The following is a 14,853-nucleotide window of genomic DNA, read 5'->3' as shown; positions in this document are numbered from 1 at the left end:
CGGTCCCGCCGGACGGCGGACGCGTCACTTCCCCACGACTGCATTGACCGGGAATCCCACCAGACCCCGGTCGATCGCGGCGAGACTGGCCTGCGTGCGGTTGTTGACACCGAGCTTGGCGTAGACACGTTCGACGTGGTTGCGTGCCGTCTTCTCTGCAATGAACAGTTCGGCGGCGATTTCCCGGTTGGACCGGCCCTGCGCGACGAGTCGCAGGATCTCGACTTCGCGGTCGGTCAGCCCGGCCGGCCAGGGCGTGCGCCTCGACAGCCGTTGCCCGGCCGCCGCCAGCACGGCCGCCACCGACTCGGCGTCGAGGCGTCCGGCACGCGCCTCCTCGCGCAGCCGATCCGCAGCGCCGCGAGGATCGAGCGCCGGCCGGTGTGGACGCGGTTCGAGCAGTCGCTGATATGCGTCCGCCGTGGCAAGCAGCCGGTCCTGCGCGGTCAACTCCGCGCCGGCGATCCCCCGGGGAAAGCCGGACCCGTCGATCCGTTCCCGGTGCTTCATCGCGACGGACACCACCGATTCCAAGCCATTGACGCGGCTCAGTATCCGGCCGGTCAGATCCGGATACATCCGTACCCGTTCCCATTCGGCCGTGGTGAGAGGCTTCTTCTTCTCCCAGATCTGGTTGGACACCCCCATTTTGCCGAGACTGTGCACGAGACCGGCACGGTAGAGATTCGTGACGTCCGGTGGTGACATGCCCAGGTGTCGGGCCGCCCCGGCGACCAGATTCGCGACGCCACGCGAATGCCCCAGGGTGAACGGCGATTTGAGATCGACGAAATCAGCCATGGCCCTGAGCAACTCGTCGCTCTCGTCGGCCGTCAGGGTTCGGTCACGATCCGGCGCTTGGGCCAACGCCGCGATCCACACGTCTGTTTCCAGCACCCCGTCGACGATCGCCGCCGCGTCACGTTCGAACACCTCCGCCACGGCCGGGCTGAACTGGCTGCCGCGCCGGGAACGCAGAACGTCCTTCGCGTGCGCGAGCCCACCCGTCCGCAGGTGCACCTCGACGACGTCTGCTACGTGAGCGATGTGGATCTCGACCGGGATACCCTCCCCGCGACAACCGTTCGGCAATCCGCGGCCGTCCCAGCGTTCGAAGGCGTAGGCCAGCGCCTTTCCGACCTGCCCGTCCAAACCCATCCGATCGGAAAGAACCCCGGCGGAACTGCAATGCGAATGGATCAGCGTGGCGACCTGACCGCGCGCGGCGACCAGGAATGCTGCCGCACGGATACCGCGCTCCCAGCCCGGCAATCCGCGTCCCACATGACTCATCGTCAGCCGCAGAAACGGCAGGCCTGTCATGTCCACCGCGTAGGTGTCGGCGCGGAAGGCGATGTCGTCGCCGAAGAGCGCCGAGAGTTCGTGGGAGTCGGCGTGACAACCGATCCACCCGATCAGATTGGCGTAATAGACGGTCTCTCGCTGCCGGGGGTCGAGCCCCATCCGCTCGGCGATCCGTGTCGCGATCAACGACGATCGAAGCATGTGTTCCATCGGTTGACCCAGACCGAGGTCGATCGCCAGCGATACCGAGGCCAGCAGTTCGGCTCTGCTCAGTCCCTTTTCCGAGCCGGGCAGCGTCCCGTGCGGGTGCATCTACCCATTGTCCACCTGAACACGGTCCACCTGAACACGGTCCACCTGAACACGGTCCACCTGGACACGGTCTAGCGCTGCCGGGAACAGTCGACGAATGGGACCGGTGTTGCCCGATTCGGGCTATGACCGGCCCGCAAACTGGGTAGGGTCCGATTCCATGGCTGACCAGGGGAAGATCCGGACCGTGGTATGGGGAACCGGGAATGTGGGGCGGGCCGCGATCCGCGCCGTCGACGCCCACCCCGGACTCGAGCTGTCCGCGGTGCTCGTGGCGAACCCGGAGAAGGTCGGACGCGACGCCGGCGACCTCGCGCGCCTCGGCCGCTCGCTCGGGGTGGCGGCAACCGACGATGCCGACGCAGTGCTCGCGAACTCTCCCGGCGCCGTCGTCTACGCCGCGTCGGGTGACATCCGCCCGGACGAGGCCGCGGCCGACATCACCCGCGCGTTGAATGCCGGGGCGGTCGTCGTGACCCCGTCGATCTATGCGCTCTACGACCACCGTAATGCGCCGGCCGAATTGCGCGACCCGATCGAGGCGGCCGCGAAGTCCGGTGGCGGCGCGCTGTTCGTGTCGGGTGTCGATCCGGGATGGGGCAACGACATCCTGCCGATCCTGATGACGGGCCTGGCGGGCACGATCGACCGGATCCGGTGCCAGGAGATCTTCGACTACACCACGTACGACCAACACGATTCGGTGCGGTACCTCGTCGGCATGGGCCAGCCGATGGACTACGAACCGCCGATGGTCGCGGCGACGGTGCCGACGATGGTGTGGGGCGGCCAGATCCGGCTCATCGCCCGCGCTCTCGGGGTGGAACTCGACGAGATCCGGGAGACGCTGCTACGCCGGCCGCTCGAGGAGACGATCGCCACCGAACTCATGGGCGAGTTCGAGGCGGGAACCCAGGGGGCACTGCGTTTCGAAGTTCAGGGCATCGTGGGCGGCGAACCCCGCATCGTCATCGAGCACGTCACGCGGATCCACCCGTCGTGCGCCCCGGACTGGCCCGTGCCACCGGACGGCGGGGACGGCGCCCACAAGGTGATCATCGAGGGCCGTCCGCGGATCGAGGTCAATGTGGAGGCCACCGACGAGGGCGGCAATCGAGCGGCCGGTGGCAATGCCACCGCGGTGGGGCGCCTGGTCAACGCGATTCCGTGGCTGCGGACGGCCGCGCCGGGGCTCTACGACGCCCTGGATGTCCCGCTCGTCCCCGGTCACGGCAAGCTCGGCTGACACCAGCCAAACAGTTAGCCCTTGCGCTAACCATCGTTGCGGTAAATACTTTGCCTTGTGGCTCAGTATCCGGAGCAGCTCAACGGTATCTTCCAAGCGCTCGCCGACCCCACCCGGCGGGCCGTGCTGGGCCGCCTGAGCCGCGGCCCGGCGACGGTCAGCGAACTGGCGAAACCGTTCGACATGGCCCTGCCCTCCTTCATGAAGCACATCCACTTCCTGGAGGACAGCGGGTGGATCCGGACACGCAAGGAAGGCCGGGTACGGACGTGCGCGATCGAGAAGGCGCCGTTCACGGCGGTCGGAGTTTGGCTCGCGGAGCAACAGGAACTCTGGGAGGGCCGCACCGACAGGCTCGAACAATTCGTCACCGAACACACAGTCACCACTCACGCGAAGGACACACCGCAATGACCGACACTGCGAGACCCGATCTCGACCTCACGATTTCGCGCATCATCCGGGCGCCCCGGGCCGTCGTGTGGCGCGCCTGGACCGACCCTGCCAGCTTCGAACAATGGTGGGTTCCCGCGCCTTCCCGGTGCCGGGTCGTCGACATGGAATTACGCCCGGGCGGCGCGCTCACCACCCAGATCAGCGAAGACGGCGGCGAATTCGTGCCCCATATGAATGGCTGCTTCCTCGCCGTCGACGAACTCGAACGCATCGTGTTCACCAACTCCCTCGTCGGTGGCTGGCGACCCGCCGAACAGCCGTTCATGACCGCGATCATCACGTTGACCGACCATCCGACGGGCACCGAATACGTCGCCCACGTGATGCACAAGAACAACGCCGACCGGAATACCCACGAAGAAATGGGCTTCTACGACGGCTGGGGCACCGTCACGGAGCAACTCGCCGAACTCGCCGAGCGACAGGCGTAACCGAGGAGGCCGGACATGCGCAAGATCGTCCTGCAGATGATGACGACCCTCAACGGCCGCCTCGACGACCCCACAGCGTGGGTCCACGACGTCGTCGACGACCAGTACCGCGAGATCGATCGAATCTACTCGACCTACGACACTGTGCTGGTCGGGCGCACCACCTACGAGGAGATGGCCGCGTACTGGCCCCGCGCACTGGCCGAACACGAAGGGACCGAGACCAATCAGGTCATGGCCGAGCGAATGAACACCTACCGGAAACTGGTGTTCTCGCGTTCCGGCAACACTCCGCTGACCGAATGGGCCAACACCGAACAGGTCGTCGTGGCCGCGGACAGCGACCTGGTGACCTACCTCGAGAAGCTGAAGGCGGAGCCGGGCAAAGACATTCATCTGTCCGGCGGATCTTCCCTGGCACGCTCGGTCGTGGCGGCGGGTCTCGTCGACGAGTTCTATTTCTTCGTCTACCCGGTGGTCTCGCCCGGCGCGCCCTGGTTCTCGGAGATCCCCGATCAGCGGCGCCTGCAGTTGGTCGGTTCCGAGTCGTTCGGCAACGGGGTGGTCGAAGTCCACTACGTGCCCCGCGAGCACGACGACGCACCGCGGCCGGAGAGCTTCACCGACCTGCTCGCGTGACGAGCGATCAGCCCACCGTCGCGAATTCCCCTGCTGCGGACCATCGTTGCCGCTCAGCGGCGAACGCGACGGCCTGTTCGGCTCGGAATCCGCCGATCGATTCGGCATTGGCCGCGAGGAACTGCTGGTGCTCGGCGAGCGAGAACGTGCCCTCCGTGATCTCGATTCCGCCGCCGCGGCCGGCGGCGACGTCGGATCGCAGGTCCACCAGCTCGTCCGGTTCCACGGGGTACCAGGAGATCCGGTCGAAGAAGCGCAGCAGCCAGGGGGTGCCGTCCTCGAACGGTCCGGACTTCTCGGGGTGCCGATGGTTCCACACCTGGGTGGTGCGGCCGACGAACTGGTAGCCGCCGGGGCCCTCCATCCCGTAGATGCAGAGGTATGCCCCACCGATCCCGACCGCGTTCTCCGGCGTCCACGTGCGGGCGGGGTTGTACTTCGTTGTGACCAGCCGATGCCGTGGGTCGAGGGGTGTCGCGACGGGCGCGCCGAGGTAGACGTCGCCGAGTCCGAGCACCATGTACTCCGCCCCGAAGACGGTGTCGAAGACGTCGTCGACACTGCCGAGGCCGTTCATGCGACGAATGAACTCGATGTTCCAGGGGCACCACGGCGCATCGGCGCGGACACCGTGCATGTACCGCTGGATCGCCTCACGCGTCGAGGGGTCGTCCCACGACAGCGGCATCCGCACGGACCGGCTCGGCACCACGAGTTCGTTCGCCGCGGGCAGCGCGTCCTCCGCCTCGGCGAGCAGCCCCATCAGCTTCGGGATCGGCAGCACGTCGGGGTCGACCCGCACCTGCAGTGACCGGATGCCCGGTGTCAGGTCGAGGAGCCCGGCCGGCTTCTCGACCTCGAGCCGCTGGTGCAGCGCATGTGCGCGGGCCCGCAGTGCGAGGTCGAGGCTCATGTCGCCGTATTCGACCAGGACGTTGTCGTCGCCGGATCGCCGGTACGTCACGGCGGTCTCTCCGTCGCGCCGGGCGATCACGCCGTCGTCCCGGTCACCGGCGGTGGAGAAGACCGTCGAGAACGCCGCCCGCCGGGCAGGCCCCAGCGCACGCGTGGACGCGGCCCGGTCGGCCCGGATCGGCACGAAGCGCACCGTGTCGCCGGGGGCCAGTTGTCCGAGCTTCCAGCGTTCCGCGGAGACGACCGTGACGGGGCACACGAACCCGCCGAGGCTCGGCCCGTCCGGGCCCAGGAGGATCGGGGTGTCTCCCGTGAAGTCCAGGGCGCCGACCGAATACGCGTTGTCGTGGATGTTGGACGGATGCAGGCCTGCCTCGCCGCCGTCCGTGCGAGCCCAGTCGGGTTTGGGCCCGATCAGCCGCACCCCGGTGCGGTCCGAGTTGAAATGCACCTCGTAGTCGGTCCGGTACAGCGTGTCGATGTCGGCGCGGGTGAAGAATTCGGGTGCGCCGTGCGGGCCCTCGGTGACCGCGATCTCCCAGCGACGGCACAGGGCCGGGACGTGTTCGGCGGGAACGGCGGCCGCGCGGGCGCCGGTGTGCTCACCGACCGCGAGAACATCGCCCTGCCGCAGCGTGCGGCCCTGATGACCGCCGAACTTGCCCAGTGTGAAAGTCGAGGCGCTGCCGAGGAAGTCGTCGACGTCGAGCCCGCCCTGGACGAGGAGGTAGATGCGCAGCCCTGGTCCGGCGACCGCGCCGACATCCAGGGTCCCGCCCGCCGGAACCCGTACCGGTCGCCACTGCGCGTGCAGCACGCCGTCGACGGTGACCGGGGCGGGCGCACCGGTCACGCAGACCACCGTCTCCTCGTCGAACTGCAACGCGGGGCCGGACATGGCGCATTCGATTCCGGCGGCGCCCTCGTCGTTGCCGAGCGCGGTGTTCCCGAGCCGGAACGACAGGTCGTCCATCGGACCTGACGGCGGCACCCCGACGTGCCAGTACCCGGTCCGGCCCGGGAAGTCCTGGACCGTGGTGAGCATGCCGGGCCGCTGAACCGTGATCTTGGCGCTCATGCGGGTGCTCCCGCCGGCCGGGTCACGATCATCCGCACCGGCGTCGGGTCGAACCCGTTGCAGGGGTTGTTGATCTGCGGGCAATTGGACACCAGTACCAGAACGTCGCGGTCCGCGCGGAGTGCGAGCCGGCGGCCGGGTGCGGAAAGGCCGTCGACGATGCCGAGTGTGCCGTCGGCGTCGACGGGGACGTTCATGAAGAAGTTGATGTTCGACACCAGATCCCGCTTGCCGATTCCCCACCGCGACCCTTCCGCGAGAAAGTTCTCGACGCAGGCGTGCTGATGCTTGGTGTGGTGGCCGTACCGCAGGGTGTTCGACTCCTGGGAGCAGGCGCCGCCCACCGTGTCGTGGGAGCCGACCTCGTCGGCGACGAGTGTCATCAGCGCGTCGTGATCGTCGGTGCGGAGCACACTTCCCGTGGTCAGGAACAGATTTCGCTGCGCCGACACCGTCGCGGCGGCCGAGTAGCGCTGCCGGTGGTCGCCGGCCGCGTAGATCAGGGTGTCGACGGCCTGGTTGCCGTACAGATCCACGATGGTCAGGACGTCGCCGGCCGCGACGACGGCGGACCAGGGTCCGCGGGCGCCGACCTCCTCGTCCAGGATCACCGTTCCCGGTACCAGCGGCGCGGTCTCGATGGTGGTGGTCATGCCTGCTCCCGTCCCTGGCGCTGCGCTGCAGCCCAGACGTCTTCGGTGTTGAGGAAGGCGCGCCGGTACTCCGGGTCGGCGTCGACGGGCTCGGCCACGTCGGCGCCGGTCCAGGCGAGCACCTCGAGCGCGGTCGTGTCGTACGTCGGCGACGGATCCAGGGGGTGCGCCGTGTTGGCGATCAGGACGATCACCGGGAGGTGGATCACGAGTTCGACGGCGGTGTCCGCGCCGGCGGATCCGATGCTGCTCAGCGATCCGTCCGCGCCCACCCGCACCCCGTGGAAGAACGACAGCGAGGGCGGGAGGTCGCGACGCTCGAGCCCGTGCTTCGCGGCCGCCACGGTGAAGAGCTCACGGCCGGCCGGAGACCCCGAATGCAGGCTGCCGTCACCGTATTTCGCAGTGTTCGTGGCGAGCGAGGTGGTGCCGCAGAGGGCGTCGTGCCGGCCGGACCCGTCCGACACCACGGTCGCGAGGACGCGCCCCTGATCGGAGAGCAGCGGATGCCCGGTCCCCGTGTACGCCTGCCACGGCACCTTCACCGTGTCGGCGACGTTGAGCCGCTCCCACGGCGCGTCCGCCCGGTACAGCAGCAGGTGGGCGCAGGCCCGGCCGTCGAGGTCCCGCAGTCGCAGTCGGGTGCCGCGGCCCAGCACTTTCGTGGTGTACCGGCCGCCGGGAACGGTCTCCGCCCACGTGAGCAGCGCCGGATCGACACCGGACGGAGGGGTGGGCCAGGACGACGCGGGGACCACCGGCATCGAGTCGGTGACCACGCCCGACTGGGCACGCGCGTGTTCCTTCGCGGCACTGGTGGTCGAGGTGTCCACTGAGGTCATGTCAGGCTCCGATCGTGACGGGGTTGGGGGTCGTGCGGCCGCGCGGAAAGCACGCGATCCCGAGCGCGACCACGGCGGCGACGGTGACCGGGGCGGCCCACCGCAGGAGTGGGTAGTCGCCGCTGGGGTCGAAGATCTCGGCGCGCGGCCAGGACAGGTTGACGACCATCAGCGCGCCGTAGCCGACGGCCAGGATGTTCACGGGCAGTCCGAACCGTCCGAGCGAGAACAGCGTCCGACCGTCCGCGTCGACCTGCGGTCCCCCGTGCGGCCAGCCCTTCAGCCTGCGCAGCAGGAGCGGCACCGTGACCATCAGGTAGGCGAGGTAGATCAGGATGATGCAGACGCTCGAGAGGGTCGCGAAGATCGCGGAGTTCCCGACGTTGACGGCGAGGATGCCGATGCACACGAGGCCGATCAGCACGGACGGCGCGATGGGTGTTCCGGTGCGGGGGTTCACCGTCGACAGAATCCGCGAGGCCGGCAGCCGGCCGTCCCGGGCCATCGAGAACACCAGCCGTGATGCCGCCGTCTGGATGGCGAGCGTGCAGACGAAGACGGCGATCGCGACGTCGACGAGGAGCAGGGTTCCCCACGGGGAGCTGAGGATCGACGAGAGCACGTACGGCAGTCCCTCGGCGGCGAGACGGCCGTCCGTCAGGCTCGGCGCGGCCATCAGGGCGCCGATGATCATCAGCCCGCCGCCGAGCGCCGACACGGACAGCGCGAGGCGGATCGTGCGCGGTGCGACCCGGCGCGGGTTCCTGGTCTCCTCGGCGAGTTCGCCCGCCGAACCGAACCCGACCATCACGTATGCCGCCATCAGCCCCGACACGATCCACGCCCATCCGTAGCCGGGCGACGCGCCCGCCGTGCCGGTGTCGAACACGACGTCCGGTCCGCGCCGGGCGTGAGTGAGGAACATCCCGACCACCGCGATGACCCCGACGATCTCGCAGGTCACACCGATGTTGTTGATCCGGGACATCCAGTTGACGCCGATGCAGTTGATGAACGTGGTCAGCACGAGCAGGACGGAGCCGAGGAGCACCGCGTTGGCGGCACCGCTCGCGGACGTCAGTGTGCTGTCCTCCCCGATGATCTGGAATCCGCTCCACACGTTGGGGAGAACGACCTGCAGGGCGATGGCCGCGGCGGACGCCGTCACCATCTGCGCGAGGATCATGAACCAGCCGGCGAACCAGCCGACCACCTCGCCGCCCATCCGGCGGGACCACTGGTAGATCGCCCCCGAGATGGGGTACCGGGCGGCGAGTTCGGCGAAGTTGAGCGCCACCATGAACTGGCCGGCGAACACCACCGGCCACGTCCAGAAGAAGGCGGGCCCGGCAAACCCGAATCCGAGCCCGAAGAGCTGGAAGATCGTGGTGAGGATGGAGACGAACGAGAAGCCGGCGGCGAACGACGCGAACTTGCCCAGGGAGCGGTGGAGCTGCTGCTCGTAGCCGAATTCGCCGAGGTCGCCCGTGTCGTCGACGCCGGACGGGCGGAGAGGTGCGGGAGCCGGCGCGGTCGGCACCTGCGCAGTCCTTGTGGGTGTACTCAAGGGCGTACTCCTTCGGCGAGGGCAATATCTGTCGCTCGATAGTTTTCTCGCGGAGAGGCCCCGATGGGTGACGCCCGCGTATCCAGATCGCGGTCGGCCGTAACAGCATCGTTGCCTACGTTTCGGTCGCGTGACGAAACCCTCACGGAGGGTGGTCGGGGTCGGCTCCGGACGCGACCTGACATCATGGAGCGGTGACCACAGGGCCGGGACGACCCCGACTGACCAGTCAGCGCAGACCAGGGCAGACCACTCCCGAGGAGATCCTCGACGCGGCCGGAGAGTTGTTCACCACCAAGGGTTTCGCCGCCACCTCGACCCGGCGGATCGCGGAGATGGTCGGCATCCGGCAGGCGTCGCTCTACCACCACTTTCCCAACAAGGAGGAGATCCTGGCGGCGCTGCTCGAGGAAACGGTCTCCCCCGCGCTCGCCGCCGCCGAGCGGCTCACCGGCGCCGACGCCCCCGCCACGGTGCGCCTGCACGCGCTGGCCACCTACGACGTCACACAACTCACGGCCACCAGATGGAATCTCGGTGCGCTGTACCTTCTCCCGGAACTGCTGACCGATCGATTCGAGCCGTTCCGCACCCAGCGCACCCTGCTCCGCGGGCACTATCGGCAGCTGGCGGACCGGGCGCTCACGGAAATCACCGGCGAATCCGGCAGCACCTCCCCAGCCCTGGCCGACCTGCCGTTCCGAATCGTCGAGAGCGCCATCGCAACCCGCGCCGACATCGAACGCGGACTGCTGCCCGGGCCCGAGAACGAGGGCGCTGCCGGACTCCTCGCCGACGCCTGCCTCCGCGCACTCGGATGGACGGACCCGCTGGACGAAATCCGGGCGAAGTCGCGCGCACTGCTCGCCGAGACCGAGGGCGGAACACCCCTTCACCTCTAGCCGGGCATGTCGTTCCCGTGCGATAAAGTCTGGCGAACGCTTAACACTGGGGGGTTATCTTGAGCGAAGTCTTCGTCGTCACGGACGGCATCAGGAAATACGGCGCCACCGCTGCGCAGGCCGCCGAACAGATCAGCAGCGCCGCCGCACTCGATCTCGGCGCGAATCTCGCGGCGCTCGCGCCCGTGTTCGGCCCGATCGGAGCCGACTTTCTCGCGTCCTTCGCTGCCGCGCAGGCACGTCACGCCACATCGGTCGCCGAACTCGCAACGCACTACGCGCAGACCGCGATCGCGGCCGACGCCACCGCCCGGTCCTACGACTCCGTCGACGGCGCCAACGGCGCAGCGCTCGGCGCCGTCGGCGACGGGCTCGGGGGCCTCGCATGACCTCCCCCGAAGCCGCCGGTCATCCCGCCGAGCCCGGATCTGTTCTCGACCTGATCCAGGGCTCGCCCGTCGGCGACGCCCTCGCCACACCACTGCCGAGCACCCCGCTCGAGGCCCTGCAGAATTCCCCGCTCGGCCCGTTGCTGGATGCGCCGCTCGGTGAGCTGCCACCGTTGCCGGCCCTGCCGTCGTTGCCGCCCCTGCCACCGAACCCGGTCGAGGCACTGCTGCAGGGGCACGCTCTGCCCGCACTGCCGGGTGTGGACGAATTGTTCAAGCCGCTCACCGATCTCGCCGGGAGCTTCGGCACCGGCACGTTCGGCTCGTTCGACCCGACGTCCGTCCTCGACATGTCCTCGGGCCTGATCGACCAGGCCATGTCGATGAGCCTGTCGGGTCTGAAGGTCCTCGACCAGATCTGGCAGAGCCAGGCGGCGCAGGCGGCGCAGTCCCAGGGTGTGCAGGCCCAGGCGAGCGGCACCGAACTGAGCGAACGTGGCACGGAGATCGCGACCACCACCCAGACCGCCGCCGCGTCCGTGGCGCGGGGCAACGCGAACCTGATGACGATCACGGAGTCGTTCGCGGCCACCGCGGTCGCCGCCGCGCCGATGGTGATGACTCCGCCTGGGCAGGCGATGCTTCTCGCGTCCGCGGCCGAGCACATCAAGGCGGCCATCGGAGTGGTGACGCAGACCCGCACCGAACTGAACGAGCAGACCCTCACGATGAACGGTCTCGCCGCGCCGGTCCCGGTACCGCCGCCCCCGGCACCCGGAGCCGTGGCGGGAGCGGCACCGACGTCACCGTTCGCTTTCGCGTCCACCGTCATCGAGGGCGTGGGCAAGCCGATGATCTCCACCGTCACCGACGGCGTCGGAGACCTCGTGTCGGCGAGTACCCAGGCGGCCAGTGTCTCCTCGTCCGATCTGCCCGCCGACACCGTCGCGGCGAAATCCGCCGTCACCCCGGCACACGGTGCCGTCGGCGGAGTACCCGGCGCGGTGGGCACGGCAGGCGGCGCGGGCATCGGCATGTACGGCGGCGGCGCGGGCGGAAGCACCTCGGCGGGAAGCAGTTCGGTACCCCGCGGAGCGGTTTCCGGGGCGGTCGTGCCCCCGGCGACTGCGACCCCGACGACACCGGGCACCGCTCCGGCACCCGGCGCCACTCCGGCCGCCTCGTCCCCTCTCGCACCGGGCGGGGCAATGGGCGGCGCCGGCATGGCGGGCGCGGGGCGCGGCGGCGACGAACAGCTGAGCGGCCGGTCCACACCGAGCTACCTCGTCAACGCCGGCGAGAACAACGCGTTCGTCGGCGACCTGCCGATGGTCGCGCCCGCCGTGATCGGCGGCGAGGATCTCGACGACGCCGCGTTCGGCGATCGGGGCTGATCGCTCAGTCGAGCAGTGCCGCCACCTCGTGATCGGTGAGCGTGGTGGTGGGCACGCGGCCCTCCGAACGCACCAGTTCCACGGCCCGGAACAACGCGCGTTCGGGGAGGGCCGCGCCGCGCGCTTCCGCACGGAGTTGCTCGATGAGGACCGACGCGATCGCCGCAGCCGGTACCAGCTCACTGGTCGTCAGGGCGTCCGCCAGCCTGCGGAGCCCGAGGATCTCGAGTTCCCGGCCGCCGTCCGTCGTGTAGAGGGCGAGCGGAATCGCGAGGCTCCCGTCGGGATCCGTGATCCGGACACTCACCTCGCTGACCCGGGCCGAACGGACCACCAGTTCCGCGGCCACCGCGTGGGTGACGTCGACGTGCCGGCTGCGCAATCCCCCCGTCGACCGGATCCGCCCGGCCTGCAGCGTGATGCGACGCCGCAACGTGAGGAGCGCGGACGCGGCGGTCGGGACTGCGATCACGGCCCCGACCGTCACGCCGACCCACACCGGGCCGAAGAACCCGACGACGACGCCGACCACGACACCGATCAGCACGGCGATCGCCGCGACCTTCTTGAGCCGCGGCGCGATCAACGCGATCGGGACGAGGTCGAGCGACACCGGCGCGGTGTCGTCAGGCGCCAAGGATGGCTCCGACGCGCGCGAGAACATCCGCCGACGACACCGATTCCTGATCGCCGGTGGCGAGATTCTTGATTCCCACCGTGTCCTCGGCGATGTCGCGGTCGCCGAGCACCAGCGCCAGCGCGGCGCCGGACCGGTCTGCGGCCTTCATCGCGCTCTTCACGCCGCGGTTGCCGTACGCGAGATCGACTCGAATTCCCTGGGCGCGCAACTGCTGCGCGATCACCACCAGCTTCGCCTTCGCCTCCTCGCCCAGCGGGACGCCGAAGACCTCGCAGCGGGCCGTCGAGCCCGCGGTCTTGCCCTCGGCGGCGAGCGCCAGGACGGTGCGGTCGACGCCGAGCCCGAAACCGATGCCGGACAACGGCTGACCACCCAGCTGGGCCATCAGACCGTCGTAACGTCCGCCGCCGCCGATTCCCGACTGCGCGCCGAGACCGTCGTGGACGAACTCGAACGTCGTCTTCGTGTAGTAATCGAGGCCGCGGACCATCCGCGGGTTGACCACGTACGGCACCCCCAGCGCGTCGAGGTGCGCGAGCACCTCGTCGAAGTGCGCCTTCGCCGTATCCGAGAGGTGATCGAGCATGAGCGGGGCGTCCGCCGTCATCTCGCGCACCTCCTTGCGCTTGTCGTCGAGCACCCGCAGCGGGTTGATCTCCGCCCGCCGACGGGTCTCCTCGTCGAGGGGAAGCGCGAACAGGAACTCCTGCAACCGTTCCCGGTACTGCGGACGGCACGTGTCGTCGCCGAGGGACGTGACCTCCAACCGGAAACCCTCGAGACCGAGGCCGCGGAAACCCGCGTCGGCGACGGCGATGACCTCGGCGTCGAGTGCCGGGTCGTCGACGCCGATGGCCTCGACCCCGACCTGCTGCAACTGGCGGTACCGGCCGGCCTGCGGTCGCTCGTAACGGAAGAACGGGCCGGCGTAGCTCAGCTTGACCGGCAACTGGCCGCGGTCCAGGCCGTGCTCGATCACGGCCCGCATGACACCCGCGGTGCCCTCGGGCCGCAGTGTCACCGAACGGTCACCGCGGTCGGCGAACGTGTACATCTCCTTGCTGACGACGTCGGTGGACTCGCCGACACCGCGGGCGAACAGCCCGGTGTCCTCGAAGATGGGAAGTTCGATGTGGCCGTATCCGGCCAGACGCGCAGCGCGCGTGAGTCCGTCACGGACCGCGACGAACTCGGACGACTGCGGCGGGACGTAATCGGGGACGCCCTTGGGGGCGGAGAAGGTGCTGGCTTTGCTCACTGTCGTTACTTTTCCTTATTTCGATCCCGGGAGTCCAACGAGAAACGGGTTCGACCCACGTTCGGCGCCGACGGTGCTCGAACCGCCGTGCCCGGGGAGGACCGCCGTGTCGTCGGCCAGGACCAGAAGCTTGTCGGCGATGGACTGCAGCAACTGTTCGTGGTTGCCGCCGGGCAGGTCGCTCCGGCCGATCGATCCCTGGAACAGCGTGTCACCGGTGAGGGCGATCTCGACGGGGCCGTTCTCGGTGACGACCCGGGTGCGGAACACCACGGACCCCTGCGTGTGCCCGGGGGTGTGGTCGACGGCGAACGACATCCCGGCCTGCTCGATCACGTCGCCGTCGGCCAGTTCGATCACCTCACCGGGCTCGACGAACGTCATGCCCTCGATGAACGGCTTCATCGTCGGGCCGATGCCGCGGCCGGGGTCCGACAGCATGTAGCGGTCCTCGGGGTGGATGTACGCGGGGATCCCGAACTTCTCGCAGACGTCGTAGGCGTTCCAGACGTGGTCGAGGTGTCCGTGGGTCAGCAGCACCGCCGTCGGGGTCAGATTCGACTGGTCCAGGAACTCGAACAACGGTTCGGCGGCATCCTGCCCTGGGTCGACGACGACGCACTCCGGGGCATCGTCCTGCGCGAGGATGTAGCAGTTGGTCTGAAACATCCCGGCCGGGAATCCTGTGACGAGCACGCGCGACGCTCCTGTTCGAGTGGTCATTGCAGTCGCTACAGCCTAAGCCGCCGCCCCGCCAGGATGTTCTCAGGTTCGGATGGCAGACTCTGGAGGTCGTGTGCCGGGGGCAGTTCGCACCGGCCAACGG

General features: G+C 69.0%; 15 protein-coding genes. 7 read left to right on the top strand and 8 right to left on the bottom strand.

Annotation, left to right across the window (positions count from 1 at the left end; translation table 11 throughout):
* Positions 1 to 24: 24 nt before the first annotated feature.
* Positions 25 to 1,617: an HD domain-containing phosphohydrolase gene (locus JWS14_RS37260; RefSeq protein WP_206015408.1), complete on the bottom strand. Its 1,593-nt coding sequence runs from the start codon at positions 1,615 to 1,617 to the stop codon at positions 25 to 27.
* 160 nt (positions 1,618 to 1,777) lie between these two features.
* On the opposite strand from JWS14_RS37260, the gene JWS14_RS37255 reads away from it, so the two are divergent.
* From JWS14_RS37255 to JWS14_RS37240, 4 genes are read left to right on the top strand one after another with little or no spacing between them, the layout of a single operon-like run.
* Positions 1,778 to 2,863 carry an NAD(P)H-dependent amine dehydrogenase family protein gene (locus tag JWS14_RS37255; protein ID WP_206015407.1) on the top strand — a complete coding sequence of 362 codons (1,086 nt, stop codon included), beginning with the start codon at positions 1,778 to 1,780 and terminating at the stop codon, positions 2,861 to 2,863.
* Between the two features lie 57 nt (positions 2,864 to 2,920).
* A complete protein-coding gene (locus JWS14_RS37250; protein ID WP_095860643.1) occupies positions 2,921 to 3,277 on the top strand; it encodes an ArsR/SmtB family transcription factor in 357 nt (118 codons plus the stop codon).
* Complete coding sequence (locus JWS14_RS37245; protein WP_095860644.1) at positions 3,274 to 3,750, top strand: SRPBCC family protein; 477 nt, start codon at positions 3,274 to 3,276, stop codon at positions 3,748 to 3,750. Before JWS14_RS37250 ends, JWS14_RS37245 begins: the two co-directional genes overlap by 4 nt.
* 15 nt (positions 3,751 to 3,765) lie before the next feature.
* Entirely contained in the window at positions 3,766 to 4,389 is a 624-nt protein-coding gene (locus JWS14_RS37240; RefSeq protein ID WP_206015406.1) for a dihydrofolate reductase family protein, read from the top strand.
* 7 nt (positions 4,390 to 4,396) lie between these two features.
* Here the strand turns inward: JWS14_RS37240 and JWS14_RS37235 are convergent, their stop codons facing one another.
* The 4 genes from JWS14_RS37235 to JWS14_RS37220 are packed head-to-tail and all read right to left on the bottom strand — an operon-like array spanning position 4,397 to position 9,417.
* Entirely contained in the window at positions 4,397 to 6,382 is a 1,986-nt protein-coding gene (locus JWS14_RS37235) for a 5-oxoprolinase/urea amidolyase family protein (RefSeq protein WP_206015405.1), read from the bottom strand.
* Positions 6,379 to 7,035, bottom strand: coding sequence for an urea amidolyase associated protein UAAP2 (locus tag JWS14_RS37230; protein ID WP_072942210.1), 657 nt, complete (start codon positions 7,033 to 7,035; stop codon positions 6,379 to 6,381). Before JWS14_RS37230 ends, JWS14_RS37235 begins: the two co-directional genes overlap by 4 nt.
* A complete protein-coding gene (locus JWS14_RS37225) occupies positions 7,032 to 7,877 on the bottom strand; it encodes an urea amidolyase associated protein UAAP1 (protein WP_072942213.1) in 846 nt (281 codons plus the stop codon). Before JWS14_RS37225 ends, JWS14_RS37230 begins: the two co-directional genes overlap by 4 nt.
* Before the next feature lies 1 nt (position 7,878).
* Positions 7,879 to 9,417 (bottom strand): amino acid permease, encoded by a 1,539-nt coding sequence (locus JWS14_RS37220; protein ID WP_206016259.1) that lies wholly within the window; start codon positions 9,415 to 9,417, stop codon positions 7,879 to 7,881.
* Between the two features lie 221 nt (positions 9,418 to 9,638).
* Here JWS14_RS37220 and JWS14_RS37215 point away from each other — a divergent pair, with 221 nt between their 5' ends.
* The 3 genes from JWS14_RS37215 to JWS14_RS37205 are packed head-to-tail and all read left to right on the top strand — an operon-like array spanning position 9,639 to position 12,129.
* The gene (locus JWS14_RS37215) at positions 9,639 to 10,346 is read left to right on the top strand and encodes a TetR/AcrR family transcriptional regulator (RefSeq protein ID WP_072942217.1); all 708 of its coding nucleotides are present in this window, start codon (positions 9,639 to 9,641) and stop codon (positions 10,344 to 10,346) included.
* A gap of 59 nt (positions 10,347 to 10,405) precedes the next feature.
* Positions 10,406 to 10,735, top strand: a complete 330-nt coding sequence (locus JWS14_RS37210) for a type VII secretion target (RefSeq protein ID WP_095860651.1) — start codon at positions 10,406 to 10,408, stop codon at positions 10,733 to 10,735.
* The gene (locus JWS14_RS37205) at positions 10,732 to 12,129 is read left to right on the top strand and encodes a hypothetical protein (protein WP_206015404.1); all 1,398 of its coding nucleotides are present in this window, start codon (positions 10,732 to 10,734) and stop codon (positions 12,127 to 12,129) included. The genes JWS14_RS37210 and JWS14_RS37205 overlap by 4 nt, the downstream gene beginning before the upstream one ends.
* Positions 12,130 to 12,133: 4 nt before the next feature.
* Here the strand turns inward: JWS14_RS37205 and JWS14_RS37200 are convergent, their stop codons facing one another.
* The 3 genes from JWS14_RS37200 to JWS14_RS37190 are packed head-to-tail and all read right to left on the bottom strand — an operon-like array spanning position 12,134 to position 14,723.
* Positions 12,134 to 12,793, bottom strand: a complete 660-nt coding sequence (locus JWS14_RS37200) for a hypothetical protein (protein WP_206015403.1) — start codon at positions 12,791 to 12,793, stop codon at positions 12,134 to 12,136.
* Positions 12,756 to 14,027, bottom strand: coding sequence for a histidine--tRNA ligase (gene hisS, locus JWS14_RS37195; RefSeq protein WP_206015402.1), 1,272 nt, complete (start codon positions 14,025 to 14,027; stop codon positions 12,756 to 12,758). The genes JWS14_RS37200 and hisS overlap by 38 nt, the downstream gene beginning before the upstream one ends.
* A gap of 15 nt (positions 14,028 to 14,042) precedes the next feature.
* The gene (locus tag JWS14_RS37190) at positions 14,043 to 14,723 is read right to left on the bottom strand and encodes an MBL fold metallo-hydrolase (RefSeq protein WP_174705493.1); all 681 of its coding nucleotides are present in this window, start codon (positions 14,721 to 14,723) and stop codon (positions 14,043 to 14,045) included.
* Between the last annotated feature and the right edge of the window lie 130 nt (positions 14,724 to 14,853).

Origin of the sequence: Rhodococcus koreensis (genome assembly GCF_017068375.1) — a bacterium.
Classification (GTDB): domain Bacteria; phylum Actinomycetota; class Actinomycetes; order Mycobacteriales; family Mycobacteriaceae; genus Rhodococcus_F; species Rhodococcus_F koreensis.
The sequence above is the reverse complement of the archived record's forward strand: the minus strand, read 5'-3'. Positions and strand labels throughout refer to the sequence as shown.

Coding starts and splice junctions, on each gene's coding strand:
- JWS14_RS37230 (WP_072942210.1), bottom strand. CDS start 7,035: ATGACCACCACCATCGAGACCGCGCCGCTGGTACCGGGAACGGTGATC.
- JWS14_RS37200 (WP_206015403.1), bottom strand. CDS start 12,793: ATGTTCTCGCGCGCGTCGGAGCCATCCTTGGCGCCTGACGACACCGCG.
- JWS14_RS37205 (WP_206015404.1), top strand. CDS start 10,732: ATGACCTCCCCCGAAGCCGCCGGTCATCCCGCCGAGCCCGGATCTGTT.
- JWS14_RS37235 (WP_206015405.1), bottom strand. CDS start 6,382: ATGAGCGCCAAGATCACGGTTCAGCGGCCCGGCATGCTCACCACGGTC.
- JWS14_RS37255 (WP_206015407.1), top strand. CDS start 1,778: ATGGCTGACCAGGGGAAGATCCGGACCGTGGTATGGGGAACCGGGAAT.
- JWS14_RS37245 (WP_095860644.1), top strand. CDS start 3,274: ATGACCGACACTGCGAGACCCGATCTCGACCTCACGATTTCGCGCATC.
- JWS14_RS37240 (WP_206015406.1), top strand. CDS start 3,766: ATGCGCAAGATCGTCCTGCAGATGATGACGACCCTCAACGGCCGCCTC.
- JWS14_RS37225 (WP_072942213.1), bottom strand. CDS start 7,877: ATGACCTCAGTGGACACCTCGACCACCAGTGCCGCGAAGGAACACGCG.
- JWS14_RS37260 (WP_206015408.1), bottom strand. CDS start 1,617: ATGCACCCGCACGGGACGCTGCCCGGCTCGGAAAAGGGACTGAGCAGA.